Source organism: Pseudomonas sp. zfem001, assembly GCF_032621725.1.
GTDB classification, from domain to species: domain Bacteria; phylum Pseudomonadota; class Gammaproteobacteria; order Pseudomonadales; family Pseudomonadaceae; genus Aquipseudomonas; species Aquipseudomonas sediminis.
The window spans coordinates 349,263-375,915 of sequence record NZ_JAVYJI010000002.1; the positions used below are offsets into that span (position 1 = coordinate 349,263).

Here is a 26,653-nt window from a genome sequence, read left to right on the forward strand (position 1 = left end):
AAAGCCCGCCGAAGCGGGCTTCCGGGGAGACGCAAGGCTATCAGTCGTCGCCGCCCATGATGCCGAAGATCTGCAGCAGGCTGATGAACAGGTTGTAGATCGAGACGTACAGGCTGATGGTGGCCATGATGTAGTTACGCTCACCGCCATGGATGATGGCGCTGGTCTGGAACAGGATGCATACAGAGGAGAACAGCACGAAGCCAGCGCTGATCGCCAGTTGCAGGCCGCTGATCTGGAAGAAGAAGCTGGCAACAATGGCGCCTAGCAGAACGAAGAAGCCTGCGGTGATGAAGCCGCTGAGGAAGCTCATGTCCTTGCGAGTGGTCAGCACGTAGGCAGACAGACCGAAGAACACCAGCGCAGTCATGGTAAAGGCCGAGCTGATGATTTCAGCGCCGTTCGCCGTACCGAGGTAGCGGTTCAGGATAGGGCCCAGGGTGTAACCCATGAAGCCGGTCAGCGCGAGGGTGGAAAGCAGGCCCCATGAAGAGTTGCGCAGCTTGGCGGTGAGGAAGAACAGGCCGTAGAAGCCAATCAGCACGACGAAAATGTTCGGATAAGGAACGTTGGCGCGCTGCGAGATGAAGGCAACCAGGCCGCTGAAGGCCAGGGTGATAGCCAATAGACCATAGGTGTTGCGCAGAACGCTGCTGACTTCCTGTTGCTCAACCTGAGAATGGTTGAGTGCGTAATCTCGCTCTTGCATGGCGACGCTCCTGTTGTACGAGGCTTTCAAATACGAATGCCCTGGATCATAACAGAGCAGGGTTGCCTGCCAAGACTTAGAGTTTGACAGTGTGTTGCGTTCCGGTAAGATTGCCGCCCGCACTACTGCGGAGGTGAAAGTCTTGACCTCTGCACTCAGTATCCGGAAGCGTGGCCGAGCGGTTTAAGGCAACGGTCTTGAAAACCGTCGATGGGCAACTATCCGTGAGTTCGAATCTCACCGCTTCCGCCAAATCTCCAGATTGCTACGACGCAATTGCTGATCCTAATTTGGCGCTTGCTTTTTGACATCCGTGCGCCAAGCTAGGTCAGGCCCTGGCTTTTTGCTAAGGTGACCGGCAAGTTCAATCTCACCGTCGTTGCACGGTGGCTGACAAGGTGCAACGAGGTGGCGATTGATTAGGGTCCTGGTTGTCGACGATCACGATCTGGTTCGCACGGGCATCACCCGCATGCTGGCCGATATCGACGGACTGCAAGTGGTAGGGCAAGCCTGCACTGGCGAAGAAGCCCTGCTCAAGGTTCGCGAACTCAAGCCCGATGTTGTCCTGATGGATGTCAAGATGCCCGGCATCGGCGGCCTGGAAGCCACTCGCAAGCTGATGCGCAGCCATCCTGATATCAAGGTGGTCGCCGTTACCGTGTGCGAGGAAGATCCGTTCCCGACGCGTTTGCTGCAGGCCGGTGCTGCCGGATACCTGACCAAGGGTGCGGCGCTGGATGAGATGGTGCAGGCCATTCGCCTGGTATTTGCCGGCCAGCGCTATATCGATCCGCAAATCGCCCAGCAACTGGCGCTGAAGTCCTTCCAGCCGCAAAACAGTGGCTCGCCATTCGATCTGCTGTCCGAGCGCGAAATCCAGATCGCCCTGATGATCGCCAACTGCCACAAGGTGCAGAACATCTCGGACAAGCTGTGCTTGTCGCCGAAGACGGTCAACACCTACCGTTACCGCATCTTCGAAAAGCTCTCCATCACCAGCGATGTCGAGCTGGCTCTGCTCGCGGTTCGCCACGGCATGGTCGACGCCGTCAGCTGATAATGTCCGTCCCGTTCGATTCGAGTGCCTTCCTGGCGACCTGCAGTGGGCGACCCGGCGTCTATCGCATGTTCGATAGCGAGGCCCGCCTGCTTTACGTCGGCAAGGCGAAGAACCTCAAGAAGCGTCTCTCCAGTTATTTCCGCAAGACCGGTCAGGCGCCCAAGACCGCCGCTCTGGTGGCGCGTATCGCGCAGATCGAAACCACCATCACCGCTAACGAGACCGAGGCGCTGCTGCTGGAGCAGACCTTGATCAAGGAATGGCGGCCGCCGTACAACATCCTGCTGCGCGACGATAAATCCTATCCCTACGTATTTCTCTCCGACGGCGACTTTCCGCGCCTTGGCATCCACCGCGGCGCGAAGAAGGCCAAAGGGCGCTATTTCGGCCCTTATCCCAGCGCATTGGCCATTCGCGAGAGCCTGAGCCTGCTGCAGAAGACCTTCTTGGTTCGCCAGTGCGAGGACAGTTACTACAGGAACCGCACCCGCCCCTGTCTGCAGTACCAGATCAAGCGTTGCAAAGGCCCCTGTGTCGGCTTGGTCAGCCCGGAGGAGTACGCCGAGGATGTGCGCCACTCAGTGATGTTTCTCGATGGCCGCAGCAATGCGCTGAGCGAAGAACTCTCTGCCAGCATGGAAAAGGCTTCGATGGCCCTGGAGTTCGAGCGCGCCGCCGAGCTGCGTGACCAGATTTCCATGCTGCGCCGCGTGCAGGACCAGCAAAGCATGGAAGGCGGTACTGGCGACGTCGACGTGGTCGCAGTGATGCTCACCCCCGGCGGCGCCTGCGTGCACCTGATCAGCGTGCGTGGCGGTCGCGTTCTGGGCAGCAAGAATTTCTTCCCGCAGGTGGCGATCGAAGAGGAGGGGGGCGACGTGCTGATGGCCTTCCTCGCCCAGTATTATCTGGGCAATGCCGAGCGCGACCTGCCCAGCGAGCTGATCGTCAATGTGCAGCACGAGGATTTCGCCACGCTGATCGAAGCCATCGAGTCACTGCGCGGTCGCAGCCTCAGCATCAGTTTGCGTGTGCGCGGCACGCGAGCCCGTTGGCAGCAACTGGCTGTGACCAATGCTGAGCAGGCGCTGGCCGCCCGCCTAGCCAACCGACAGCATTTGGCCGAACGCTTCGAGGCGCTGGCTACCGTGCTGGAAATGGACGAACCTCCGCAGCGCATGGAATGCTTCGATATCAGCCATTCCAGTGGTGAGGCGACGGTCGCCTCCTGCGTGGTATTCGGCCCTGAAGGCCCGCTGAAATCTGACTATCGCCGTTTCAATATCGAGGGCGTCACTGCAGGCGACGACTACGCCGCGATGCACCAGGCGCTGACCCGGCGCTTCAGCAAGATCAAGGATGGCGAAGGCAAGTTGCCCGATGTGCTGTTGGTCGACGGTGGCAAGGGGCAGTTGGCCATGGCGCGCGAGGTGCTACAGGAACTGGCCGTACCGGATCTGATCCTGCTTGGCGTGGCCAAGGGCACGACGCGCAAGCCTGGTCTGGAAGTGCTTTACCTGAACGACGCCGAGCATGAGTTCACCTTGCCTGGCAATTCGCCGGCGTTGCACCTGATCCAGCAGATTCGTGACGAGTCGCACCGCTTCGCCATTACCGGGCACCGTGCGCGGCGTGGCAAAACACGACGCACCTCGACCCTGGAGGAAGTGGCAGGGATCGGCCCCAAGCGGCGGCGCGAGCTGCTCAACCACTTTGGCGGGCTGCAGGAATTGTCCCGCGCCAGCGCAGAAGAAATCGCCAAAGCACCCGGAATCAGTAAAAAGCTCGCCGAGTTGATTTATGACACTCTACACAGCGAGTAGAATGCCCGCTCACCTCGCAGCCTAGTTGTGCCGATGAACATCCCCAACTTGCTTACCGTGCTCCGGGTCGCGCTGATCCCGGTCTTCATCCTGTTGTTCTATCTACCGTTCTCCTGGAGCTATTGGGCTGCCAGCGGCGTCTTCGCGATTGCTGCCGTGACCGACTGGCTTGATGGTTATCTGGCTCGTCGCTGGGAGCAGGGCACGCCCTTCGGAGCCTTCCTCGATCCGGTGGCGGACAAGCTGATGGTGGCGGTGGCGCTAGTATTGCTGGCGGCTGAACACTCCAATCTCTGGCTGACGCTGGCCGCGGCAACCATCATCGGTCGCGAAATCGTCGTATCCGCTTTGCGTGAATGGATGGCCGAGATAGGCGCTCGGGCACATGTAGCTGTGTCCAACCTGGGCAAGTGGAAAACTGCAGCACAGATGCTGGCGCTGGTCATCCTGCTGGGTAATCCGCCGGTATTTACCTTCTGGGTGGTGCTTGGATACATCCTGCTGGTGGTCGCAGCGGTGCTGACATTGTGGTCCATGGTGCAGTATCTACTGGCCGCCTGGCCGCACCTCAGCACCACCTCGGAAAAGAAATAAGTATTTTTGAATCAAAGGGTTGACGGCGCGATTCGATTCTATAGAATGGCGCCCGTCGACAAGACAAGCGGGAATAGCTCAGTTGGTAGAGCACGACCTTGCCAAGGTCGGGGTCGCGAGTTCGAGTCTCGTTTCCCGCTCCAGTTTTACACGAGTCGCCAAGGCGGCTCGTTTGCTTCATGGCTGAGTTGCAGAGTGGTTATGCACCGGATTGCAAATCCGTGAACGCCGGTTCGATTCCGACCTCAGCCTCCAATTTAAAAGGCCTCGTAGATCAATGATTTACGAGGCCTTTTTCATTATCCCTGATGTGCTTTGGCATACCTTGCGAGGACAGGGAGGGCTGTATATAGTCCGGTCCTTCGCACAGCGCTACCGCCCGAATGGCGAAATCGGTAGACGCAGGAGACTTAAAATCTCTCGCTCGAAAGGGCGTGCCGGTTCGAGTCCGGCTTCGGGCACCACTATCCATGCGGGTTTCAAGTGATTGCGTCAGTTCTTAGCCAGTCCGCAATTATCTTTCCAGTCCGCAACTCTGCGCGTCGGTGTGAATCTCGTTCAAAGATACCTTGCTTTGACCGGATGCTTCTCGACTATCAGGTCCGCAGGAATCAGTCTCCAGCACCCATGACGACTACTGTGTGCCCGAGTTGATCTCGCGCTTTCAGAATATCCCCACTCGATTCAGCCTAATCTGTGCCGGCCTTGGCGCGCAGGTCGTGGAATTGGAAGTAGGTTGGCCGCGATAACGCACGGCCAGCCGTTTGCCTTGAGCATGGCGACTCGCCTAAGCAAATCCTCATGGCGAGGACTGGCGGCCTCTATTAAATTCGACTCTTCGGCACAATGCCAACTTGCATCCCAAATGGATTGAACACGCCATTCAGGGTCTGCACGGTTGGATTCGACTCATCATGTTCCAGTTGCCGAAGAGCGCGCAGGGATAGTTTGCACATCTGTGCGAAACGGGCCTGCTGCAATCCGGTGATTTCCTTTCGTAATTTGCGCACAGCCTGGCCGATGGTCAATTCGCCCGATGCCAGTTGGGTCTGTATTTCGGTCAGAATACGGTTGCGCTCGATAATATCCATTCAGACGAGCTCCCATCGGTTGAGTCTTTGATGAAGGGTCCGCAGCGCAATGCGCGGATGATTCATGGTGGCGTTTGGTAACCCCTGATCGCTCAGTAGGTCGGGAAGGGCTAGGAATTTTTTTGCTGCGTCTCTGAGTCTTTCATAAAGAATGTCGGTATCAGTCCATTTCGCGAGTGCGGCGCAGGCTTGGCGCCAGTTGACCTCGCCGGCAACCTCTATAGGTTGAGGCCATTTTGTGGTGCGAGTGATGCCTTCATCATCCATCACCATTGGGGCAAGGTCGTAGATAGGGGCGAGTTTCAAACCTGTGCTGTTGCGCAAGATTGAAGTATTGCGGCCATGGTTATCTGAGTTGCCAAGGATCTGGTTGAGCAAGTCTCGCTGTAGATACTCAAGGATCATGTCGCCAACTTGCGCGCCTTGCCCCGCCTGTTGCCACAGCCTGATCAAGTGGTTCAGAGCGTCGGTGTGCAGTAGGTAGCTGCCCGGCACGGTTACTCCTGCGAGTGAGTACAGGGACTCCATGGCGCTGCGCTCTACGCCTGCGTCGCTAATGTGACGATCAAAACGATGCATCCACAGGCTAGGCTTGCGGCCTTCCTCTAGCGCCAGGCCTTCTGCGGGTACGGTATCCAGACCAAGCTGCTGAATGGCCCTGTAGTAGCTGAACTCGCTACGCAGAATGTCTTGGTCGGTCTGCCTAGCCTGGTTTCGCGCGAACTTTACAAACCAGTGGCGGGTTGCAGACTCATCTGGCAAGGCCGCATCCGGGTGCAGGGCGCCCTCGCGGTCTTCAGTCAGTAACAGTTTGGGTGCTTCGCCACCCGCGCCTGTGGCGCCACCGATAGCGGCACCCTGCTCGTAGGCGTATTCGAGAAAACGGGCATCGCGATTGATTATGTCCTCACGAGAGAAGCCTAACCGCGGGCTTTCCTGAAGCGCCGCTGCTGCCTCCTTGATGCGCAGGCTGCCCACCGGTGCTGGTGCGCACCGACTTAGCAAAAATAGATCCAGCCCAAGATTCTCGGGCTTTTGGTCACCCAGGCGCTGGAGCAGGAAGCGCCTTGCTGCTCCAGCGGGCAGTATGTCGTGCAAGAAGGCAGGCGCTTCGCTTGCTCGATAGGATTCCCAGTCCAGCGGCACTGTGGCGCTGACTGCATGCTCAAGGCGGCTGCCAATTTGCTGCAGCGTTTCAAGCAGATATGCCTGCTCATAGCCAAAAGAACACGCCCCCGCCAGGCCCGCCTCGGGCTGCTCGAAGTTGAGATGCATGGCGTCATGCCAAGCGTAGCCACTGTACAGTTGCAGGGTGAGGAAGTGCATATAGTCTCCGGCACTTTAATGCCGTTTAGATTAGTGATTGGCACGAATAAAGGCAATAAAATGCCTTAAATTACCTTTTTAGCTGGGGTTAAGGGCACTTTAATACCTATTTTCGCATGGCGCAGCTTGTGTCGGCGCCTGCGCTGCTGCCATTGGCAACATCCATGGTCACTATCGAGAGCACTGATTTCTGTCTAGCGCTGCATCGGCCTAATGTTAAGCCCAACAGAGTTTGAGTTGGATTGGAGGTCATGATGTCCCGTATCGATGTGGTTTCCCTGGTTGGTAGTGCCGTGCCGGCTGAGCTCCGCTCCGACGGTCATATGGCGTGCTGGCTGGTGATGGTGGACGGCCAGCCGAAAGCCGGTCCCTTCGCTTCCCGCGAGGCTGCGCTGGCTTGCCAGGCGGTCTGGATGCTCAGCAGCGCTATTCGTCGTGAGGGCGATTCGCTGCTGGCCTGATTCACTGTTTTACCCCGCGCTCGCTCCAGCGCTCCCCTTGGCCCGCCTCTGGCGGGCTTTTTCTTGTTCGCCGGTTAGAATGGCGATCATTTTCCGAAGGGGCGCAGTGTGGCCAGGTGGGACATCTTCTGCAGCGTGGTGGACAACTACGGTGATATCGGCGTGACCTGGCGGCTGGCCCGGCAACTGGCGGCCGAGCAGGGGCATGCGGTGCGTCTGTGGGTCGACGAGCTGGGGGCGTTCGTGCGCTTGTGCCCCGAGGCCAGCCTTGATGCCCAATGTCAGCATTGGAGTGGTGTCGAGGTGCGCCAGTGGGCGGAGCCGTTCCCTGTGGTTGAGCCTGCGCAAGTGGTGATCGAGGCCTTCGCCTGCCAGTTGCCTGCGTCTTATATCGAGGCGATGACTCTCAGCGGTACGCGCCGTTTGTGGCTGAATCTTGAGTATCTCAGTGCCGAGGACTGGGTCGCAGGCTGCCATGGCCTGCCATCGCCGCAGCCTGGAGGCTTGCAGAAGTTCTTTTTCTTCCCTGGATTCGTGGAGGGCACGGGCGGTTTGCTGCGCGAAGCCGATCTGTTGACGCGGCGGCGTGCCTTTCAGGCTGACGCGCAGGCGCAGCAGGCGTTCCTGCAGTCACTCGGAGTGGTGCGTGAGCCCGGGGCGCGGCTGATTTCTCTATTCGCCTATGAGAACGCAGGCCTGGCGGGATGGCTGGATGTATTGGCGGCCGATCCGCAGCCGACGCAGTTGCTGGTGCCGCAGGGCAAGATTCTTGCCGATTTGCAGAACTGGCTGGGTGAAGGGTCATTGGCGCCGAGTGATCACAGCAGGCGCGGTAACCTGGTGATCCATGTGCTGCCTTTCGTGGCCCAGGACGACTACGACCGCCTGCTGTGGTGCTGCGATTTGAATGCGGTGCGCGGTGAGGACTCCTTCATCCGCGCGCAATGGGCCGGTCGACCGCTGCTCTGGCACATTTACCCGCAAGAGGAGGGGGCGCACTGGGACAAACTTGAGGCGTTTCTGGCGATCTACAGCGCTGATCTGGTGCCAGAAATTGCCGTCGCTCAGGCTGAATTCTGGCGTGCGTGGAACGCCGGCGAGGGGATGGAAGCGGCCTGGCCTGCGCTTCTCGCGGCATGGCCGGCACTGCAGCGACACGCCGAGCAGTGGTGCGATCAGCAGGCCGCTCGGTCGGATCTTGCCACGGCGCTGGAACAGTTTTACTTAAATTGGCTATCATACGCGGCCTAGATTTCTGTACCTCCCGCATATTTCGGATATCCGCATGAAAACTGCACAAGAAATGAGAGTCAACAGCGTGGCCCTGATCGATGGCCAGCCGTGGCTGATCCAGAAGGCCGAGTTCACCAAGTCCGGTCGTAACAGCGCCATCGTCAAGATGAAGCTGAAGAACCTGCTCAACGGTTCCAAGACCGAGACCGTCTACAAAGCCGACGACAAGATGGAGCCGGTGATTCTCGAGCGCAAGGAAGTGAACCTGTCCTACATCAGCGGTGAGGACTACGTGTTCATGGATCCGGAATACAACTCTTACGAGCTGCGTTCCGAAGATCTGGAAAGCGTTCTGCCGTTCATCGAAGAAGGTATGAGCGACGTCTGCGAAGCCGTGTTCTTCGAAGGCAAAGTGATCTCCGTTGACCTGCCGACCACCATCGTGCGTCAGGTTGTCTACACCGAGAACGCTGCTCGTGGCGACACCTCCGGTAAGGTGATGAAGCCTGCCAAGCTGCGCAACGGTACCGAGATCAAGGTTGCCGAGTTCGTCGACATCGACGACTGGATCGAGATCGATACCCGTGACGGTTCCTACAAGGGCCGCACCCAGGCTCCGGCCTGAGCGTAAGCTGCACGAGAAACCCGGCCTAGATGCCGGGTTTTTTGTGCCTGATTTTCAGGGCTCTGTCGCGGCTGAAGCCGCTCCCACGCAAGCCTTACTGCTGTGGGATGGCCAGACTGGTTTGCAGCGCCTGGTCCCAGGGCGGTGGAAAGCCAAAGCGCTGCTGCAGGAAGCTCAGCAGCAGCCGTGTCCGTGGGCTAGCTTCGCGCTCCAGGCGCAAGGCATAGATGCTCACCGGCTCGACGGTCGGCAAGCCTTGTTCGCAGAACAGTGGGATCAGCTCGCCGCGCTGCAGATGCTCGCTACTCATCCAGGTAGGCAGGTGTGCCACGCCAAGGCCAGCGAGGGCGCTGAACAGCAAGGTCTCGGCATTGTTGCTGGTCTGACGCAAACGCTTGGGTTTGCACAGCTGCAATTTACCGTCGACTTCGAAGCGCCAGGCGTAGGGTGGGGCGAGGCTGTCCCAGTCGAGGCCGTCGTGTTGCTCCAGTTCCAGTGGGCTGCGTGGGATGCCGCGTCGACGCAGGTAGTCCGGGCTGGCGCAAACGATGCGGGTCATCGATGCCAGGGGCGTGGCGACCAGTCGGCTGTCCGGTAGCGGGCCGATGCGCACGACGATATCTACCTCGCCCAGGTGCTCACCCTGTAGGTCGATGAAGCTGTCGATCAGCCGCAGCTGTACATCCAGGCCGGGATTGGCGCGCAGAAACTCGGCAATCGCCGGGGCCAGGTGGCGTCTGCCGAAAGGCGAGGGGGCATCGATACGGATCATGCCTTCGGGTGCGCTGCTCAGGGAGACCGCTTCGGCGCGCGCCAGGTGCAACTCGGCGAGGATGCGCCTAGCGCGCTCAGCGAACGCCAGACCCGCCGGGGTGACGCGTACTGCATGGGTCGTGCGGCTGAACAGACTGCTGCCCATGGCGCGCTCCAGGGCGTCGATGCGCCGTGCCACCGCCGAGGGTGTGAGCGGGTGGCGCCTGGCGGCTGCGGAGAAGCTGCCGGTCTCCAGCACGTCGAGAAAGAGTTCCAGTTGGTCGGTCAGGGTATCGGGGTTCATGGCAGCCTGCTTGTGCGCATTAAGCAAAGCCATTGTGCGTTGCTGTGCGTTTCCGCGCTAGCCGTGACTGGCTAACATGCGTCCTCTATCTGGAGGTGTCATGAATCTGTTCGACCTGTTGCTGAATCTGTTGCTTGGGCTGGGCCTGGGAACATTGGGTGGCTTGTTCGGCATCGGTGGTGGGTTGATCGCCATTCCGGTGCTGGGCATTGTCTTTGGGCTGGATCAGCAGCTTGCTCAGGGGACTGCACTGGTCATGGTGGTGCCGAACGTGATGCTGGCGATCTGGCGTTACCATCAACGCAATCGCATCGATCTGCGCTATGCCCTGCTACTCGGCGTTACCAGCTTCTTCTGCGCCTGGCTGGCCTCCCTGTATGCGGTGGAGGTGGATTCGCGCACCATGCGCTGGGCCTTCGTCGGTTTTCTACTGGCTCTGGCGGCCTACAACCTGCTGCGCATGCTGATGGCTCAGGCGCCGGCCAGCGGCGAGCTGCGTCATCACTGGGGCTGGTTCGGTGTGCTGGGCGGGGTGTCCGGCGCAATGGGCGGGTTGTTTGGCGTGGGCGGCGCCGTGGTGGCGACGCCGGTGCTGACCAGCGTGTTCGGCACCACGCAGGTGGTGGCGCAGGGACTTTCGCTGTCGTTGGCGCTGCCCAGCACCGGGGTGACGCTGTTTACCTACGCTGTGCACGGTCACGTCAACTGGTGGATGGGCGTGCCGCTGGCCGTTGGTGGCCTGCTCAGCATCAGTTGGGGCGTGCGCCTGGCGCATTCGCTGCCGGAGCGCCTGCTGCGCACCCTGTTCTGCGGTTTCCTGCTGCTCTGTGCGCTGATGTTGGCGCTGGAATCGAGCGGCAGCCTATAAGCGAAAACCTTCGACGATGTGATCGGCCAGGCACTCGGTCACGGGTGACTGGCTACTTTCATTACGCAGCAGCACGATGCTGGTCAGCGGCAGCAGCGGCAGGCCTTCGGCTTCGCCGAGCATGCGCAGGTCGGGGGTGATCAGGCTTTGCAGCTGCGCAGTGACGGCCAGACTCGCGCGTACCACGGCGAAGATCGCCGACAGGCTGGGGCTGGTATAGGCGATGCGGTAGGGGCGCCCCATCGTGTCCAGCGCGTTGCAGGCCCATTCGCGGCAGAAACAGTCGGCGTTGAACATGGCCAGCGGCATGGGATTCTGCTCGTGCGGGCAGAATCCCTGGGCCACTGCCCAGGCGAAGCGCTCCTGGCGCAGCAGTTGGCCGATCTCCTTGCCAGGTTGGCGGGTGACGATGGTGAGGTCCAGATCCTGGCGCAGCAGCAGTTGTCCCGACGGCTCGCAATGCACCTCTACTTGCACCAGCGGATAGGCCTGGGCGAAGCGCGAGAGGATCTCCGGCAGAAAGCGCATCACGTAGTCGTCCGGCGTACCGATGCGCACGGCACCGACCATATGCGGTTCGCGCAGGGTGTTGAGTACCTCGCCGTGCAGCTTGAGGATGCGCCGCGCATAACCCAGCAGCACCTGGCCCTCTGGCGTCAGCCGCACCTGGCGGCCATCGCGTTCGAATAACGGGCGTTGCACCACGTCTTCCTCCAGCCGCTTCATCTGCATGCTCACGGCTGACTGGGTACGATTGACCGTTTCTGCGGCGCGGGTGAAACCGCCGGTGTCGGCGATGGCAACAAAGCTGCGCAGCAATTCGGTATCAATACTGGGGTGGAAGGCCATTCATCAATCCTCGAGATGGATTCCATAAGAAACATTCGTTGGATTGATCTTAAGCTGGACCCGACACTGACGCCAACCCCACAGGGAGGGCGAAAAGATGAAAGGTCAGAAAGGTTATGCGTTGGCTCAGGCCATCCACTTCGAACGGTTGCCGTCGCTGGGCGGTGTATGGCGTATGCTGCGGCGCTGGCGTCAACTGGCTCGCGAGCGGGCACAGCTGGCGCAACTGAATGATGCTGCATTGAAGGACCTGGGACTGTCCCGAGCTGATGTGTTGCAGGAGGCCGAGCGGCCGTTCTGGGATGACCCGCTGAAAAAGTGAGTAGTACATGACAGGAGTTGTTGAATGAACGCGGTGCGCAAGGGCTCCGATTTTTTCCTGTTCCAGCTGATGATGTTGTTATGCGCCATCTGGGGCAGTCAGCAGGTGGCGATCAAGCTGGCCGCGGACGATATCGCGCCCATGCTGCAGGTGGCCTTGCGCTCCGGCATCGCCGCCGTGCTGGTCGGCTTGCTCTTGCTGTGGCAGCGCGGATGGCGCGAATGGGTCAGCTCGACGTGGCTGGCTGGATTGCTGGCGGGCGTGTTGTTCGCACTGGAGTTCTTCTTCATCGCCCTTGGCTTGCGCTACACCACGGCTTCGCATATGGCGGTATTTCTCTACACCGCGCCGATCTTCTCGGCGCTTGGGCTGCACTTTCTATTGCCCAGCGAGCGCTTGCGACGCCTGCAGTGGCTGGGTATCACCCTGTGTTTCGGCGGGGTGGTGATGGCATTCGGCGTCGGTGGCAACTGGGCCGAGGTCGATGCCGGTATGCTGCTGGGCGACGCGTTGGGGCTGTGCGCTGGTATGGCCTGGGGCGCGACCACGGTCGTCGTGCGGGGTTCGCGCCTGTCCGAAGCGCCGGCCGGGTTGACCCTGTTCTATCAGTTGGCGGTGGCGTTCGTGCTGCTGCTGGCCTATGCACTGATGGTGGTGGACCTGTCCCACCTGCATTGGACGCCTGTGGCCATCGCCAGCATTCTGCTGCAGGGCGTGGTGGTGTCGTTCTTCACATACCTGACCTGGTTCTGGCTGCTGCGCCGCTACCTGGCTTCGAACATGGCAGTGTTCTCCTTCATGACCCCGCTGTTTGGCGTCACCTTTGGCGTGCTGGTGCTGGACGAACCGCTGACCCTGAACTTCATCATCGGCGCGGCGCTAGTGCTGTCGGGCATCACCCTGGTCAGCAGCGAGGCCTGGTTGCGTCGCCGCCTGGCCGTTTGGCGTGGCCTGACGCAACAACCCTGACGCAAGGAGGCTGAAAATTGCCCGCTTATCACTTGGCTCAACTGAACATCGCCTGGATGAAGGCGCCACTGGAGTCACCAGAGATGGCTGACTTCGTCGCCAATCTGGAGCGTATCAATGCGCTGGCAGAAGGTTCGCCCGGCTATGTCTGGCGTTTGCAGGACGAGGCGGGCGACGCTACGGCGATCCGCCCGTTTGGTGACGAGGTGTTGGTCAACATGTCGCTTTGGCAGGATGTGCAGTCGCTCAGCGATTACGTCTACAAATCCGCGCATACCGAGATGCTCAAGCGGCGCCGCGAATGGTTCGAGCGCGTCGAGCAGGCGCATCAGGTGCTGTGGTGGGTGCCGGCGGGGCATCGACCAAGCGTGACCGAGGCTGCCGAACGCCTGGCTCATCTGCGCGAGCATGGCGCGACGGCGCAGGCCTTTACCTTCCGTCATGCGTTCGCGGCGCCAGCCTGATAGGCTGAGTCGCCATGACCCTTTCTCTTTCTCTCGCTGAAGCGCGCCGTCTGGCCCTGGCTGCCCAGGGTTTCGGCCGCACGCCGCGCGGCGCCGTTGGCCACAAGCACCTGCAGGCGCAGATCGAGCGTTTGGGCGTGCTGCAGATCGACTCGGTCAATGCCCTGGTGCGCTCGCACTACTTACCGGCTTTTTCCCGCCTCGGTCATTACCAGGCCGAGCACCTAGATGAACTGGCCTGGGGGCGCGCGCGGCGCCGGCGGCTGTTCGAATACTGGGGGCACGAAGCCTCCTTGTTGCCACTGGAGCTTTACCCGCTGCTGCGCTGGCGGATGCGCCGAGCGGCGGATGGGCAGGGCATCTATCGCGAGTTGGCGAAGTTCGGTGTCGAGCGGCGCGACGTTTTAGATAGCGTACTGCAGGCCGTGCGCGAGCGCGGTGCGCTGGGCGCCGGCAGCCTGTCCTCGCGTACCGAGAAGGCCGGCCCCTGGTGGGACTGGAGCGCGGAAAAGACGGCGCTGGAATGGCTGTTCGCCGCAGGCGAGGTGACGGTTGCCGGACGGCGTGGCTTCGAGCGGCTGTACGACCTGCCAGAGCGGGTCGTTCCCGCGGAGGTGTTGAACCACCCGGACCTGGATGAGGCCGAAGCGCAGCGCCGCCTGTTGCTGCGTTCTGCCGATGCCCTTGGCGTCGCGACCGAGCGCGATTTGCGCGACTACTACCGGCTGGACGTCAGTGACAGCAAGCGCCGTATCGCCGAATTGGTGGAGGCGGGCGAGTTGTTGCCCGTCGCGGTGCAAGGCTGGCGGCAGGTGGCCTATTGCCGTGGTGAGCCGCGCATTCCCCGGCGTGTTCGCCATAGCGCCTTGCTGTCACCGTTCGATTCCCTGATCTGGGAACGCGAGCGCATCGAGCGGTTGTTCGGCTTCCGCTATCGGCTGGAGATCTACACCCCGCAGGCCAAGCGCGTGTACGGCTATTACGTGCTGCCGTTTCTGCACCACGAACGCCTGTTGGCGCGGGTGGATCTGCGCAGCGAGCGCGCGGCCGGGCGCCTGGCAGTGCATGCTGTGCATTTGGAGGAAGCGGTGTTGAGCGAGGAGGCGCGGTTGGCGCTGGGCGATTCGCTGCGCGCGCTGGCCCATTGGCTGGGCCTGGAAGAGGTGTGGCTGGCGCCGAACGTTAATCTGCGGGGCTTGCTCGGTTAGCCGCCGTTTTCCAGCAGGAACCTCAGTTCCTCAACGCGCTGGATATTCAGCTCCATCGGGCAGGTGTAGTACATCGGCGAGCCGACGTGCTTGCCCTGCAGGTCGCACTGGCCGTTGCGGTAGATCAACCAGGCCTTCTGCGCCGTTTCCAGCTGTTCGGCGTCCGCTGGCTGGCTTTCCTGCAGCTTGAGGAACAGCTGCTGGTAGATGCGGTTCATCTCCTTCTTCACCGTTTCCGATACGCCTTCGGCGCAGCCGGCGACGCTGGCGTTGTTGATCATTCCGCTGGCGTCCAGGCAGGCCTGGTACTGCTTGTCGTAATCACCCCAGGCGCCGAGCGGCAGCAGCAGAGTGAGCGGTAGCAAGCCGTTACGCAGTATCGACATGGCAATCTCCCAATGAGACAGGGGCTGCACTACAGCCCCTGAACCTGATGCTTACTTGGCCGCCAGGCGGGTGCGCATGTTGGCGGCGCGGTCGCTGGAGCCTGGGTGCGAGGAGAACATGCTGCTTTCGCCGCCGCCCAGCTTGGCCAGCTTCTCGAACGCGGTGACCAGGCCGTCGCGCGGGATGTTGCGCTGGGTCAGCAGGTCGAAGGAGAAGTTGTCGGCGGCGTTTTCCTGGCTTTGCGAGAACTGCGCGTTGACCAGTTGCTCACCCAGGGCGCCGAGCTGCGAGGCGGACAGGGCGGCGACGGAGGCATTGCCCGAAGCGGCTGCGGCATTGCGTGCAGCGGTGGTGGCGTAGGCGGTCTGCATGGCCTTCTTGCTGTGGCCAAGGGCGACGTGGCCGATCTCGTGGCCGAGTACGCCTTCCACTTCGTTGTCGGTCATCAGGTCCATCAGGCCGCTGTAGACGCGTACGCAACCGTTGGCCATGGCCCAGGCGTTGACCTCGTCGGCCTGATACACCTTGTAAGTGATCGGCGTGCCGTTGATCTGATGACCGAGGTTGTTGGCGATCTTGTCCAGACGTTTGCTGTACGGGCTGTTCGGGCCGGCGATATTGGCTTCGGCATCCATTTCGGCGCAGGCCTGGTCGGACATGCTGCGTACTTCGGCGTCGCTGAGAGTCGCGGCCTGCACGGCCATCAGGCCGGATTGCAGCATGGCGTCGGGAGACATGTTCTGGCAGCCAGTCAGCAGAGCGGCGCTGGACAGGGCGAAAGCGGAGAGGGTGGTACGCAGTTGCATGGTCATCGTCCTTGTTGGGGGGTGTTGGCCGCGAGTCCTTTCCGGCTGGGTAGCATCTTTGGCACCTGCACGGTGCTCGCGTCGGGGCGGCATTATGCCGGATAGCGCACAATAGAAGTGCGAGCCGGTTCGCGCCCTGGCCAGTGGCCAGGGCGCTGCGGGTCAGCGGCGTACCTGCTTCAGCGTTTCGGCGATCATGAAGGCCAGTTCCAGGGACTGGTCGGCATTCATGCGCGGGTCACAGTGCGTGTGGTAGCGGTCGGACAGGCCATCCTCGGTGATCGGGCGTGAACCGCCGATGCACTCGGTGACGTTCTGCCCGGTCATCTCGATATGGATGCCGCCGGCGTAGGTGCCTTCGGCCTGGTGCACGGCGAAGAACTGCCGGACTTCGCTGAGAATCTGCGCGAAATCGCGGGTCTTGTAACCGCTGCTGGCCTTGATGGTGTTGCCGTGCATGGGGTCGGAGCTCCACAGCACCTGGCGACCCTCTTCCTTGACCTTGCGCAGCAGACGCGGGAAGTGTGCTTCGACCTTGTCCGCGCCCATGCGCACGATCAGGTTGAGACGACCCGGATCGTTGTCCGGGTTGAGGGTGTCGATCAGGCGGATCAGCTCGTCCGGGTCCATGCTCGGGCCGACCTTGACCCCGATGGGGTTCTCGATGCCGCGCATGAATTCGATGTGTGCACCGTCCAGCTGGCGGGTGCGATCACCGATCCAAAGCATGTGCGCCGAACAGTCGTACCAGCGACCGGTGAGGCTGTCGCGACGGACGAATGCTTCTTCGTAGTTCAGCAGCAGCGCCTCGTGGGCGGTGAAGAAGCTGGTTTCACGCAGCTGCGGCGCGCTGTCCATGCCCACGGCGCGCATGAAGGCCAGGGTTTCGTCGATGCGACCGGCGAGCTGGTGGTATTTCTCGGCCAGCGCAGAGTTGGCGATGAAGTCGAGGTTCCACTGGTGCACCTGGTGCAGATCGGCGAAGCCGCCCTGGGCGAAGGCGCGCAGCAGGTTGAGGCTGGCGGTGGCCTGGTGGTAGGCCTGCATCAGGCGTTCCGGATCGGGTACGCGACTGGCGACGTCGAAACCGATGCCGTTGACGATGTCGCCACGGTAAGCGGGCAGGGTGACACCATCGATGGTTTCGCTGCCGGACGAGCGCGGCTTGGCGAACTGGCCGGCCATGCGCCCGACCTTGACCACCGGACAGCCGGCGGCGAAGGTCATGACGATGGCCATCTGCAGCAGTACCTTGAAGGTGTCGCGGATTTTCGCGGCGGAAAACTCGGCGAAGCTCTCGGCGCAGTCGCCGCCCTGCAGCAGGAATGCGCGGCCCTGGGTGACCTCGGCGAACTGGCGACGCAGTTCGCGCGCCTCGCCGGCGAATACCAGCGGCGGGTAGCCGGCCAGGGTTTGCTCGACGCGGGTCAGGTGCGCGGCATCAGGGTATTCAGGCTGCTGCTGGATGGGCTTGGCCCTCCAGCTTTCGGGGCTCCAGGCGTTGGGCATGCTGCGTCTCTAGCGGTTGATCAGGCGGAGGCGCATGGTAACCGATAAGCCCCGCGGCCCCTACGTGTATTGGCTCATGACGCCGGGGCCGGTTCGAATGCCCGAGCAGGCAGCGTGCGCGGCGATACATCGCGCGCCGGCAGGAAGCGTCCGTAGCGCTGCGCCTTGCCCAGGTCATCCGGGTATTCCAGGCCGCGACGATAGGCGATGCGGCCGTTGATCAGGGTCAGCGCGACCGCTGCATCGTTACGTTTGACCACCCGCACCAGACCGAGCACCTCCATCGGCGCCTCGTGCAGTTCATCCAGCGTATCGTCGAGCCCGGCGGGATCGATCAGCACCAGGTCGGCACGATCACCGACGCGCAGGTAGCCGGCATCGACGCCAATGAAGTCGGCCAGCTCGCCGCTGCAGCGGCGCACCGCCTTGCCCAGCTCCATGAATGGCTCGCCGGCCAATTCGGCGTCCCGCACGTACTTGAGAAAACGTAGCGGGAAGTTGTACTGGGCGATGGAACGCAGGTGCGCGCCGGAGTCGGCGAAGCCGGGGTGTGTCCAGGGGCTGGCCAGCAGCTTGCGCATGATCGCCTCGCGTTGGTTGCCGTAGCAGGTCGTCCACTTCAGCGCCTCGCGGTACTGGCAGGCCAGTTCGAAGTAGGCGTCCACCGCATCCAGGCCGCGAGTCTGGCCCAGTTGCTTGAAGTTCTTGCCGACCAGGCTGGCATCTGGGCATTCGGTCACCCAGCAATCGGAGAAATCGCGGTGCCACAGGCCCTTGGTTAGCACGGCCTTTACCTGCTTCTTGAACAGGGCGCGGAACGCCGGCTCCTTGACCTTGGCGTAGAGCTCATCCGGGTCCTTGATGTTGCGCAGGATCTCGCCGGCACCGAATTCCTCGAAGGCGTTCACGTTGAGCCCTTCAAGGCGCAAGGTGAAGGGCGCCGGCAGGGTCTGCCAGCGGAAGTGGCCGCGCAGCACCCTGTTCGCCAGCCAGCCAGAAAGGCGGGTGAAGCGGTGCAGCAGCGGCTGCGACTTGAGATCGAGCGCTGTGAGCATGGTGCATTTCAGCGGTTTCCTGAACCAGCCATGGGCCTGCCAGAGGAAGGCGAACACGTTGACCTTGGTCACCGCGTTCGGCGCGCCCTGTAACACCGCGCCGCGCCGCCGCAGCACGGCGAACAGACGGGAGAACTCCTTCCAGCTGGCGAAGGTCGACGGCAGCGGGCTGGACCAGGCGCGGTCGCCGTCCATCTTGTCCAGCCGCGTGGTCATCACCGACAGGCCGATGCAGCCTGCATCCAGCGCCTCTTCGAGCAGTTGCTCCATGCGCGCCAGTTCGGCTTCGCTCGGCTTCACCCGGCTGGTGGCGCGCTCAAGGCCCATCACCGCCACACGCAGCTCGGAATGGCCAAGGAAGGAATTGACGTTCGGCCCCAGCGGCAACTGGTCGTAGAAGGCGCGATAGCCGGCGGCGTCGCGCCAGGTTTTCTTCTCCTTGAGGATCGGCAGCACGTACTCGCGCGGCACCGCCTCGACGCGGGTGAACAGGTCGGAGCAGTCCTCGGCATCAGCCAGCACCATGCTGATGGAGCAGGAGCCGATGGTCACGCTGGTGACGCCGTGGCGCACCGACTCCTTCAGTGCGGGGGCGGCGATCACCTCGGCATCGTAGTGCGAGTGGATCTCCAAGAAGCCGGGGGTAAGCCACTGGCCCTTGGCGTCGATCACCTCAGGGCAACCGGCCTCGTCCAGTGGGCTGAGGCTGAGTACCTCGACCTTGCCGTCACGGATACCGATATGGCGGATTGCGCCCGGCGCGCCGGTGCCGTCGAAGTACAGGCCGTTGTTGATGATGATGTCGTAGCTCATGGCAGTCTCCAGGGCGCCAGCAGCAGGATGCCGGTGACCAACAGCAGGATGTAGATGGCGAGGCGGAAATGACGCTCGTCGAAGCGCCGGTGCAGGCGTTCGCCCAGCCACACGCCGAGCAGCAGAAGCGGGGCGTAGGTGAGCACCTGAGGCAGCGCCGGCAGCAGGCGGCCGTCGAGCAGAAAGGCGAGGGTAAGCAGGCTGTTGAGGGTGAACCAGACCGTGACCAGAGTGGCGCGCAGCCGCGCTTTGTCCAGTTGAGTGCCGGCCAGGCCGTAAACCAGCAGCGGACCGCCGGAGGCGAACAGGCCATGACTGAGGCCGGCGGCGATGGAAATGACGCGAGTCAGCCAGGCCGGGCGTTGTGCTGGTGCGCTCGCCCGGCGCAGGCGCCATAGTTCGCGGCCGGCGAACCAGACAATTAGCGCGCCGAAGCCGATCTTCAGCGCCTGGGTGTCCAGATAAGGCAGCAGCCAATAGCCGAGTAACGTGCCGATGAGCATGCCGGGCAACAGGGTACCAAGCAGCAGGCGGCGGTCGATCTGCTGCCAGTGGCGATGCGCCAAGTAGCCGGTCATGCAGATGTTCAACGGCACCAGGATCGGTAGCAATTGATCGATGGGCAGCAGCAATGCACCTAGCGACAGCGCGATGACTACGCTGCCAAAGCCGGTGACGGCCTCCAGGGTGTAGGCCAGCAGAATGAAGCCGCCGAGGGCGTAGGGCGCCATGGCCATCAGCTGATCTCCCCGGCGAAACGCTGGCTCATCTTGCGGTGGTACAGCGCCGGCGCCAGACGCCAGAGCAGGCTCGCCAGCCAGCTGCCACAATCAGGGAACAGGCGTTCGCGGCGCTGCTGCAGTGCATCGAGAATCAGGCTTGCCATCCAGTCGGCGCCGCGAATTCTGCCGATGGTCGAGCGGGCATGGCCGGCCGGTTTGCCGTCGCCGCCCAGGGCGTTGCGGTCGATGGGGGTATCGAGAAAGCTTGGATAGACCATCAGCAGGCCGATGCCGTCACGGGCGATCTCGGCGCGCAGCACCTCGAAGGCCTGGCCCAGGGCGCTTTTTGCGGCGCAGTAACCGGCGCGACCGAGCACCGGCATCCAGCCGGCCATGGAGCCGATGGAGGCCACCTGGCCGCGGCTTTCACGCAGCAGCGGCAGGGCGGCCAGGGTCAGTTCCAGCGGCGCGTGGTAGTCCACCGCCATGACCTTGCGAAATACCGCGGGATCAGTGCGCAGCGTGGGCGAACGGTGGGTGATGCCGGCGTTGTTGATCAGCACGTCCAACCGGCCGAAGCGCTGCTGGCAGCCGTCGAGCAGGCGTGCATGTAACTCGGGGTCGGTGATGTCGCCAGCAAGGGCCAGTACGCGCTCACTGCCCAGTTCATCGGCGCGAGCCGCGAGACCGCTGGCATCGATATCGGTGAGCAGCAGGGCATCGCCACGGGCGTGACAGGCGCGCGCCAGTTGCCAGCCGAGGCCGCTGGCGGCGCCAGTGATCAGGACCACGCGCATCATCGCTCTCCTGTGCTGGACAAAGGCGTCAGCACTGCGCTGGTTTCAGGCGGTCTGCGTGACCAGAGCCAGGCCAGGCTGAGGCCGGACACCAGATGCCAGCAACCCCAGAACGCAGCGATCAGCAACATGCCGCTGGCCTGCGGGAAGAAGGTGAAGATGATTACCAGGCCCAGCGCCGAGTTCTGGATGCCCACTTCCAGCGTCAGTGCGCGGCGGTCTGCCACCGGTAGCCCGCTCAGGCGTGCGCTGAGATAGCCAATGCTCAGCGCCAGGGCGTTGTGCGCCACCACCAGCCAGAAGAACAGATGGAAATGCCGAGTGAACTGCTCGAGGTTGCGGCTGAACGCCAGTGCGACGAAACCGAGCATTACCAGCAAGGCGAACAGGCGCAGGGGCTTTTCCACTTTAAGCGTCAGTTGCGGGAAGCGCCGGCCGACCCACATGCCTGCCAGCAGAGGTAGGCCGAGTACCAGCAGTACGAGCAGCAGCAAGCTCAGCGGGTCCAGTTCGATCTGCGTCAGCAACGGCCGCGTGTGTGGATTGAGCCAGGCGTAAAGGGCGAAGTTGAGCGGTGTCAGCACGCTGGCGACAACGCTGGAAACGGCGGTCATGCTCACCGACAGCGCGACGTTGCCGCGTGCCATCCAGGTCATGATGTTGGAGAAACTGCCGCCTGGGCAGGCGGCGATCAGGGTCATGCCCAGCGCCAGTTGCGGCTCGATGGCCAGGGCCCAGCACGCCAGGCAGGTCAGCGCCGGCAGCAGCAAAAATTGCGCCAGCATGCCAATCACCGGGGCCTTGGGCGCGCGGGCGATGCGGCGGAAGTCTTCGGCGCGCAGGTCCAGGGAGACGCCGAACATCATCAACGCGACGATCAGGTTGATCAGCACCAGGCTGCTGGGGTCGAAGGCGATATTCACCTGTTCCATGCTCATGCTCCCTGCGCGGCGAGTACGCCGTCGTTGGCCAGCTCACGGCGCAGGGCGGCGCTGTGTTCGGCTATGCGTCTACGATAGCTGTCCTTGTGCACGTAATAGGCCATGCGCTCCAGCTGCAGGTAGCGATAGCCGCCATCCAGGCGCTGCCTGGATTGAGCGCGAATGGTCTGGCGCAGGGCCTGAGCGGCGGCGCTGCCAGCCTGCAGTTGACGGATATACAGCGCGACCAGCTCTGCCTGCTCGTCACGCCCCTGCCAGCCCAGGCCGGAAGCTTCGACCATGCCGAGCATGAACAGGTCGTCGTGCTCGGGGTGGAATACGTTGAGATACAGCTGTGGTGCACCGGCCTCTTGTGGCCAGTTCAACTCGTTGCGGTCGATGAAGGGGTAGTCGAGCTTGTAGCCGGTAGCCATGAGGATCAGGTCGTAGTCGGCCTGTTCGCCATTGGCGAAGGTCACGCCTTGCCCGCTCACCGACTGGATGTCGCCCCGAGGGTGGATATCGCCGTGGCCGATATGGTGCAGCACCAGCGAGTTCATCACCGGGTGGGATTCGTACAGGCGGTAGTCCGGGTCGGGCAGGCCGTACTGCGAGGGTTTGCCGACCAGGGCGCGCACCAGCAGTCCGTCGACAAATTGTTTGAGACGGCGCGGTAGCTTGATCGCGCCACCGAAGGTGTCGGTGGGCTTGCCGAGGATGAATTTGGGCAGGAAGTGATAGCCACGGCGCACCGAAAGGTCGACCGAGGCGGCGCGATGCAAGGCATCGACGGCGATATCGCAGGCCGAGTTGCCGCAGCCAACCACCAGCACCCGTTTGCCGGCGAAGATATCCGCGCTCTTGTAGGCATTGGAGTGCAGCAACTCACCGGAGAAATCACCGGGCAGGCGCGGCAGGTTGGGCGTATGCAGGGTGCCATTGGCGATCAGTACGCCCTTGAAATGCAATTCGCGCTGCTCGCCGCTGCGCTCGCTGATCAGCTTCCAGCCATGCTGCTCGCGCTGCACCTGCAGCACACGGGTGTCGAACTGGTAATGCTCGTAGAGACGAAACTGCCTGGCGTAGTCGCGAAAGTAGCGGCGCATTTCGCTGTGGTGCGGGTAGGGCGCCACCTCGGCGCGCATGGGGAATTCACGAAATTCGGTGGTGCCCTTGGAGGAGATCAGGTGCGCCGATTGGTACATGCTGCTGTGCGGGTTATCGATATCCCACAGCCCGCCAACGTCGCTGTGCAGCTCGAAGCCGACGAAATCGATGCCGTACTTCTTCAATTGCCGTGCCGTGCACAGGCCCATGGGGCCGGCACCTATGATGGCGTACATGGCGAACCTCGTTATTGTTATGAGTGCAGCGCAAGTGTTGGAATTATTGCGTGACCGGGGGCGGCTGCTTCAATGACAATCGGCGCCTTTAGCCCGGTTGTTGTGGTACGGGATGTCACTGTGGGGAGGTTTCGATGCCAGGGTTGCCGCCGGACGACGAGTTGCAGCTGCAGGACGAGGTTCTGCTGGCCGAAGTGCGCGACGCCTTTGGGGTGATCCGTGTGGTGCAGATCGGCGCCTATCGCTTTCTCGAGTTCGGCGATGCCATCGAGCAGAGCTGCGTGTTTCAGGGTGATCCGAGCTGGCTGGAGTACGACTACACCCGCGCCATGCTGCTGGGCGCGCTGTGTCACGACGAACCGGAAACCGCGCTGTTCCTGGGGCTGGGCGCCGGCAACCTGACCCAGGCCTGCCTGAAATTCCTGCCGCTGGAGGACGTCGAGGCCATCGAATTGCGCCCGGACGTGCCGCGCCTGGCCATGGAGTTTCTCGGCCTGGACGACGATCCACGGTTGACCATTCGCATCGGTGATGCCACCGAGCTGCTCGACAGCGCGGAAACCGCCGACCTGATCTTTCTCGACCTGTACACCGACCAGGGGCCGGGCGCCGGGCATCTGGCCTGGCGCTTTCTCGAGCGCTGCCGCGAAAAGCTTAATCCGGGTGGCTGGCTGATCATCAACCAATGGGCAGGCAACGACGGCAAGCCGCTTGGCGCGGCACTGCTGCGTGGTCTCTACCATCGCCACTATTGGGAGTGCCCGGTGAAGGAGGGCAACGTGGTGCTGTTGATCCCGGCGGAGCTCGATCAGCGCATGGATCTTGGGCGTCTGCAGGCCCGCGCCGGCGAGCTGGCCCCCCGTCTGGGTTATTCGCTGCAGCCGCTGATCGCGGCCTTGCGCCCGGCCACCTGATACGCCGCCCGGCGTAAACCAGCGGCGAACAGCCTTCCGGATATTTAAAGGCTATGTCTGAGTTAAGTGTTGGGGGGGCAAAGGCCCGTAGGGTGGGCTTCAGCCCACCACCGACGGTCAGCGTGGGCTAAAGCCCACCCTACAAGGTTGATTGCGGCCTTGCGCCCGGCTACCTGATACGCCGCCCGGCGTAAAAACTGCGCAAAGCTCTAGAAAAGCCCCTGCGGGGTGACATGTAAGGATAAAAAACAGCACCTTGGTCAGGAATTTCCGGTATTATGCGCGCCGGCCAATTTTCTGGCCACGTTCAGGTAGCGCAACTCGCCCGGGAAATTAAACCCGGCAGCCAGTCCCCAGCGGACTATCCTTGACGATTCACTTTCATCACGTTTTCGCAAATCCCCGCCGACCAGGCTGCCAGGGTGACCCAAAAGGTCTTACACGGCATGCGCAGCTTTGGAACATGGGTCTTTGCGGATGCACTTGAGGCAGACCCATGACCCAGGAAATCGGCGGCTTCGCCGCGCTCGGACTTCACCCCAATATTCTCGCCGCTCTGACCGCCGTTGGTTACGAAGAGCCGTCTCCGATCCAGTCGCAGGCCATTCCGGTGATTCTCGCCGGCCACGACATGATCGGTCAGGCGCAGACCGGTACCGGTAAAACTGCAGCCTTCGCGCTGCCACTGCTGTCGAAGATCGACCCGGCCAAGCGCGAGCCGCAGGTGCTGATTCTGGCGCCGACTCGTGAGCTGGCCCTGCAGGTTGCCACCGCCTTCGAAACCTACTCCAAGCAGATGCCTGGCCTGAACGTCGTTGCCGTATACGGCGGCGCGCCCATGGGCCCGCAGCTCAAGGCCATTCGCCAGGGCGCTCAGGTCATCGTTGCCACGCCGGGTCGTCTTGTCGACCACCTGCGTCGTGACGAGAAAGTGCTGTCTACCATTCAGCATCTGGTACTCGACGAAGCTGACGAGATGCTCAAGCTGGGCTTCATGGATGACCTCGAAGTGATCTTCGAAGCCATGCCGGAAAGCCGCCAGAGCGTGCTGTTCTCCGCCACGCTGCCGCATTCGATTCGTGCCATCGCCGAAAAGCACCTGCGCGAGCCGCAACACGTCAAGATCGCTGCCAAGACCCAGACTGTCTCGCGTATCGAGCAGGCGCACCTGATGATCCACGCCGATCAGAAGACCAACGCCGTGTTGCGTCTGCTGGAAGTCGAGGATTTTGACGCGCTGATCGCCTTCGTACGCACCAAACAGGCCACTCTGGATCTGGCTGCCGCTCTGGAGGCCAAAGGCTTCAAGGCCGCTGCGCTGAACGGCGACATAGCCCAGAACCAGCGTGAGCGCGTGATCGAGTCGCTCAAGGATGGCCGTCTGGACATCGTCGTCGCGACTGACGTTGCTGCTCGTGGTATCGACGTACCGCGCATCACCCACGTGTTCAACGTCGACATGCCGTACGACCCGGAGTCCTACGTACACCGTATCGGCCGTACCGGCCGCGCTGGTCGCGATGGTCGTGCGCTGCTGCTGGTGACCCCGCGTGAGCGTCGCATGCTGCAGGTGATCGAACGTGTCACCGGGCAGAAGGTCGGTGAGGTCAAGCTGCCGAACGCCCAGCAAGTGCTCGATGCGCGTATCAAGAAACTGACCAGCAGCCTGGCGCCGCTGGTGGCTGATGCCGAAGCCAGCCATGGCGATCTGCTCGACCGTCTGACTGCCGACATCGGTTGCAGCCCGCGCGCTTTGGCCGCTGCGCTGCTGAAGAAGGCCACCAATGGTCAGGCGCTGGATCTGGCCACCGTCGAGCGCGAGCAGCCGCTGGTGCCGGGCGTTGGCGGTGCCCCGCGTGAGCGTCGCGAACGTGACGGCGAGCGTGGTGGTGAGCGCGGCGAATACCGCGAGCGCCGTGCGCCAGTACCGCTGACCGAAGGTCGCGTGCGTTGCCGCACTGCGTTGGGTACTCGCGACGGTATCGCCGCGAAGAACCTGCTCGGCGCCATCCTCAACGAAGGTGGTCTGGCTCGCGAAGCGATCGGTCGTATCCAGATCCGCGAAACCTTCAGCCTGGTCGAGCTGCCGGAAGACGGTCTGGATCGTCTGCTCGGCAAGCTGAAAGACACCCGCGTTGCTGGCAAGGCGCTGAAACTGCGTCGCTACCGCGAGGATTGATCCGCCAGGCTTGATGCCTTGTCACAGGATCAGCAAAACGCCGCGCCCTTTACGGGGCGCGGCGTTTTTATTTGCGCGATGACTGGTTAGCTGGTTTCACTAAGATTGGCCTTGGGCGCCAGACGGTCGAACACCTCGGGCGTCAACGCCGCTTCGCCGGCTTCGTCGAGCACTTCACGCGGGTGCTCGCTGCCGGGGATGCTGCTGTCGAGCATGCTCAGCAGTTGCGCGCCTCGCGCGGTCAGCACGAAGTTCTCGCCGTTGCCGCCTTGATCTTCCGGGCGCGGCTCTATGAAGCCGTTTTCCAGCAGGCGTGCTTCGTAGCGAGCGGCCTCCGCACGCAGGTGGTCGAGGTCCTGCACGGGGTCGCCCGCATTCTCTTGTTCCGCAGCCAAGTCTTCGGCGTAGCGACGCGGGGCGAATGGCTTGCCAGCGGAATTCTGCGCCTCATGCAGCAGGCGTTCGATCAGGTCCCAATCATGCTTCATGGCTGTCTCTCCCTATGCGATGGACTTATAGGGTCCGACTCCAGAGATGGGCCACGGT

General features: G+C 62.2%; 27 protein-coding genes and 4 tRNA genes. 17 read left to right on the top strand and 14 right to left on the bottom strand.

Translation table 11 applies throughout. The features are described 5' to 3' along the window. Nucleotides 1–40: 40 nt before the first annotated feature. Entirely contained in the window at nt 41–709 is a 669-nt protein-coding gene (locus RTH74_RS09580) for a Bax inhibitor-1/YccA family protein (RefSeq protein ID WP_106732229.1), read from the bottom strand. A gap of 164 nt (nt 710–873) precedes the next feature. Here RTH74_RS09580 and RTH74_RS09585 point away from each other — a divergent pair. From RTH74_RS09585 to RTH74_RS09615, 7 genes are all read left to right on the top strand, one after another. Next, nucleotides 874–961: transfer RNA gene (locus tag RTH74_RS09585), tRNA-Ser, on the top strand. Between the two features lie 163 nt (nt 962–1,124). After that, entirely contained in the window at nt 1,125–1,769 is a 645-nt protein-coding gene (gene uvrY / locus RTH74_RS09590; RefSeq protein WP_099523985.1) for a UvrY/SirA/GacA family response regulator transcription factor, read from the top strand. Nucleotides 1,770–1,771: 2 nt separating this feature from the next. Then, nucleotides 1,772–3,595, top strand: coding sequence for an excinuclease ABC subunit UvrC (gene uvrC / locus RTH74_RS09595; protein WP_179576633.1), 1,824 nt, complete (start codon nt 1,772–1,774; stop codon nt 3,593–3,595). Nucleotides 3,596–3,628: 33 nt separating this feature from the next. Continuing rightward, nucleotides 3,629–4,189 (top strand): CDP-diacylglycerol--glycerol-3-phosphate 3-phosphatidyltransferase, encoded by a 561-nt coding sequence (gene pgsA, locus RTH74_RS09600; RefSeq protein ID WP_099523990.1) that lies wholly within the window; start codon nt 3,629–3,631, stop codon nt 4,187–4,189. Nucleotides 4,190–4,256: 67 nt separating this feature from the next. Next, nucleotides 4,257–4,332 (top strand) — tRNA-Gly (locus RTH74_RS09605). A gap of 38 nt (nt 4,333–4,370) precedes the next feature. Further along, nucleotides 4,371–4,444: transfer RNA gene (locus tag RTH74_RS09610), tRNA-Cys, on the top strand. 122 nt (nt 4,445–4,566) lie between these two features. Beyond that, nucleotides 4,567–4,653, top strand: a tRNA-Leu gene (locus tag RTH74_RS09615). A 360-nt stretch (nt 4,654–5,013) separates the two neighbouring features. Here RTH74_RS09615 and RTH74_RS09620 read toward each other — a convergent pair. Both RTH74_RS09620 and RTH74_RS09625 read right to left on the bottom strand, forming a co-directional pair. Further along, the gene (locus tag RTH74_RS09620) at nt 5,014–5,280 is read right to left on the bottom strand and encodes a helix-turn-helix domain-containing protein (protein ID WP_316914517.1); all 267 of its coding nucleotides are present in this window, start codon (nt 5,278–5,280) and stop codon (nt 5,014–5,016) included. Further along, a complete protein-coding gene (locus RTH74_RS09625; protein ID WP_316914518.1) occupies nt 5,281–6,606 on the bottom strand; it encodes a HipA domain-containing protein in 1,326 nt (441 codons plus the stop codon). 254 nt (nt 6,607–6,860) lie between these two features. Between RTH74_RS09625 and RTH74_RS09630 the strand changes: the two genes are divergently transcribed. The 3 genes from RTH74_RS09630 (at nt 6,861) to efp (ending at nt 8,925) form a co-directional block, all read left to right on the top strand. Then, nucleotides 6,861–7,067 carry a hypothetical protein gene (locus tag RTH74_RS09630; RefSeq protein ID WP_099523996.1) on the top strand — a complete coding sequence of 69 codons (207 nt, stop codon included), beginning with the start codon at nt 6,861–6,863 and terminating at the stop codon, nt 7,065–7,067. A gap of 108 nt (nt 7,068–7,175) precedes the next feature. Further along, nucleotides 7,176–8,318 (top strand): elongation factor P maturation arginine rhamnosyltransferase EarP, encoded by a 1,143-nt coding sequence (gene earP, locus RTH74_RS09635; RefSeq protein WP_316914519.1) that lies wholly within the window; start codon nt 7,176–7,178, stop codon nt 8,316–8,318. Nucleotides 8,319–8,352: 34 nt separating this feature from the next. After that, a complete protein-coding gene (efp, locus tag RTH74_RS09640; RefSeq protein WP_003460252.1) occupies nt 8,353–8,925 on the top strand; it encodes an elongation factor P in 573 nt (190 codons plus the stop codon). A 94-nt stretch (nt 8,926–9,019) separates the two neighbouring features. On the opposite strand, the gene RTH74_RS09645 is transcribed toward efp, so the two are convergent. Next, the gene (locus RTH74_RS09645) at nt 9,020–9,982 is read right to left on the bottom strand and encodes a LysR family transcriptional regulator (protein WP_316914520.1); all 963 of its coding nucleotides are present in this window, start codon (nt 9,980–9,982) and stop codon (nt 9,020–9,022) included. A gap of 100 nt (nt 9,983–10,082) precedes the next feature. Here RTH74_RS09645 and RTH74_RS09650 point away from each other — a divergent pair, with 100 nt between their 5' ends. After that, nucleotides 10,083–10,850: a sulfite exporter TauE/SafE family protein gene (locus tag RTH74_RS09650; protein ID WP_316914521.1), complete on the top strand. Its 768-nt coding sequence runs from the start codon at nt 10,083–10,085 to the stop codon at nt 10,848–10,850. Here the strand turns inward: RTH74_RS09650 and RTH74_RS09655 are convergent. Continuing rightward, nucleotides 10,845–11,699, bottom strand: coding sequence for a LysR family transcriptional regulator (locus tag RTH74_RS09655; RefSeq protein WP_316914522.1), 855 nt, complete (start codon nt 11,697–11,699; stop codon nt 10,845–10,847). The genes RTH74_RS09650 and RTH74_RS09655 overlap by 6 nt on opposite strands. A 97-nt stretch (nt 11,700–11,796) precedes the next feature. On the opposite strand from RTH74_RS09655, the gene RTH74_RS09660 reads away from it, so the two are divergent. From RTH74_RS09660 to RTH74_RS09675, 4 genes are read left to right on the top strand one after another with little or no spacing between them, the layout of a single operon-like run. Then, the gene (locus tag RTH74_RS09660; RefSeq protein WP_099524006.1) at nt 11,797–12,021 is read left to right on the top strand and encodes a DUF1127 domain-containing protein; all 225 of its coding nucleotides are present in this window, start codon (nt 11,797–11,799) and stop codon (nt 12,019–12,021) included. Between the two features lie 24 nt (nt 12,022–12,045). Continuing rightward, complete coding sequence (locus RTH74_RS09665) at nt 12,046–12,990, top strand: DMT family transporter (RefSeq protein ID WP_316914523.1); 945 nt, start codon at nt 12,046–12,048, stop codon at nt 12,988–12,990. A gap of 17 nt (nt 12,991–13,007) precedes the next feature. After that, nucleotides 13,008–13,454 carry a DUF3291 domain-containing protein gene (locus tag RTH74_RS09670; RefSeq protein WP_316914524.1) on the top strand — a complete coding sequence of 149 codons (447 nt, stop codon included), beginning with the start codon at nt 13,008–13,010 and terminating at the stop codon, nt 13,452–13,454. 14 nt (nt 13,455–13,468) lie between these two features. Next, entirely contained in the window at nt 13,469–14,662 is a 1,194-nt protein-coding gene (locus RTH74_RS09675; protein WP_316914525.1) for a DNA glycosylase AlkZ-like family protein, read from the top strand. Here RTH74_RS09675 and RTH74_RS09680 read toward each other — a convergent pair. The 8 genes from RTH74_RS09680 to RTH74_RS09715 form a co-directional block, all read right to left on the bottom strand. Continuing rightward, the gene (locus tag RTH74_RS09680) at nt 14,659–15,048 is read right to left on the bottom strand and encodes a lysozyme inhibitor LprI family protein (RefSeq protein WP_316914526.1); all 390 of its coding nucleotides are present in this window, start codon (nt 15,046–15,048) and stop codon (nt 14,659–14,661) included. The genes RTH74_RS09675 and RTH74_RS09680 overlap by 4 nt on opposite strands. Before the next feature lie 51 nt (nt 15,049–15,099). After that, nucleotides 15,100–15,855: a M48 family metalloprotease gene (locus RTH74_RS09685; RefSeq protein ID WP_316914527.1), complete on the bottom strand. Its 756-nt coding sequence runs from the start codon at nt 15,853–15,855 to the stop codon at nt 15,100–15,102. A 162-nt stretch (nt 15,856–16,017) separates the two neighbouring features. Further along, the gene (locus RTH74_RS09690) at nt 16,018–17,364 is read right to left on the bottom strand and encodes a class II 3-deoxy-7-phosphoheptulonate synthase (protein WP_316914528.1); all 1,347 of its coding nucleotides are present in this window, start codon (nt 17,362–17,364) and stop codon (nt 16,018–16,020) included. A 74-nt stretch (nt 17,365–17,438) separates the two neighbouring features. After that, nucleotides 17,439–19,232 (bottom strand): amidohydrolase family protein, encoded by a 1,794-nt coding sequence (locus tag RTH74_RS09695; protein WP_316914530.1) that lies wholly within the window; start codon nt 19,230–19,232, stop codon nt 17,439–17,441. After that, on the bottom strand, nt 19,229–19,969 hold the full coding sequence (locus tag RTH74_RS09700) for a sulfite exporter TauE/SafE family protein (RefSeq protein WP_316914531.1): 741 nt from the start codon (nt 19,967–19,969) through the stop codon (nt 19,229–19,231). Before RTH74_RS09700 ends, RTH74_RS09695 begins: the two co-directional genes overlap by 4 nt. Continuing rightward, on the bottom strand, nt 19,969–20,751 hold the full coding sequence (locus RTH74_RS09705) for an SDR family NAD(P)-dependent oxidoreductase (protein ID WP_316914532.1): 783 nt from the start codon (nt 20,749–20,751) through the stop codon (nt 19,969–19,971). The genes RTH74_RS09700 and RTH74_RS09705 overlap by 1 nt, the downstream gene beginning before the upstream one ends. Beyond that, nucleotides 20,751–21,689 (bottom strand): bile acid:sodium symporter family protein, encoded by a 939-nt coding sequence (locus RTH74_RS09710; RefSeq protein ID WP_420713151.1) that lies wholly within the window; start codon nt 21,687–21,689, stop codon nt 20,751–20,753. Before RTH74_RS09710 ends, RTH74_RS09705 begins: the two co-directional genes overlap by 1 nt. Next, complete coding sequence (locus RTH74_RS09715) at nt 21,686–23,014, bottom strand: NAD(P)-binding domain-containing protein (RefSeq protein ID WP_316914534.1); 1,329 nt, start codon at nt 23,012–23,014, stop codon at nt 21,686–21,688. Before RTH74_RS09715 ends, RTH74_RS09710 begins: the two co-directional genes overlap by 4 nt. A gap of 134 nt (nt 23,015–23,148) precedes the next feature. Between RTH74_RS09715 and RTH74_RS09720 the strand changes: the two genes are divergently transcribed. Both RTH74_RS09720 and RTH74_RS09725 read left to right on the top strand, forming a co-directional pair. Further along, nucleotides 23,149–23,928: a spermidine synthase gene (locus RTH74_RS09720; RefSeq protein WP_280085531.1), complete on the top strand. Its 780-nt coding sequence runs from the start codon at nt 23,149–23,151 to the stop codon at nt 23,926–23,928. A 496-nt stretch (nt 23,929–24,424) separates the two neighbouring features. Further along, nucleotides 24,425–26,107 carry a DEAD/DEAH box helicase gene (locus RTH74_RS09725; protein WP_125835072.1) on the top strand — a complete coding sequence of 561 codons (1,683 nt, stop codon included), beginning with the start codon at nt 24,425–24,427 and terminating at the stop codon, nt 26,105–26,107. A gap of 86 nt (nt 26,108–26,193) precedes the next feature. Here the strand turns inward: RTH74_RS09725 and RTH74_RS09730 are convergent, their stop codons facing one another. Next, nucleotides 26,194–26,595, bottom strand: coding sequence for a transcriptional regulator (locus RTH74_RS09730; protein WP_125835073.1), 402 nt, complete (start codon nt 26,593–26,595; stop codon nt 26,194–26,196). Between the last annotated feature and the right edge of the window lie 58 nt (nt 26,596–26,653).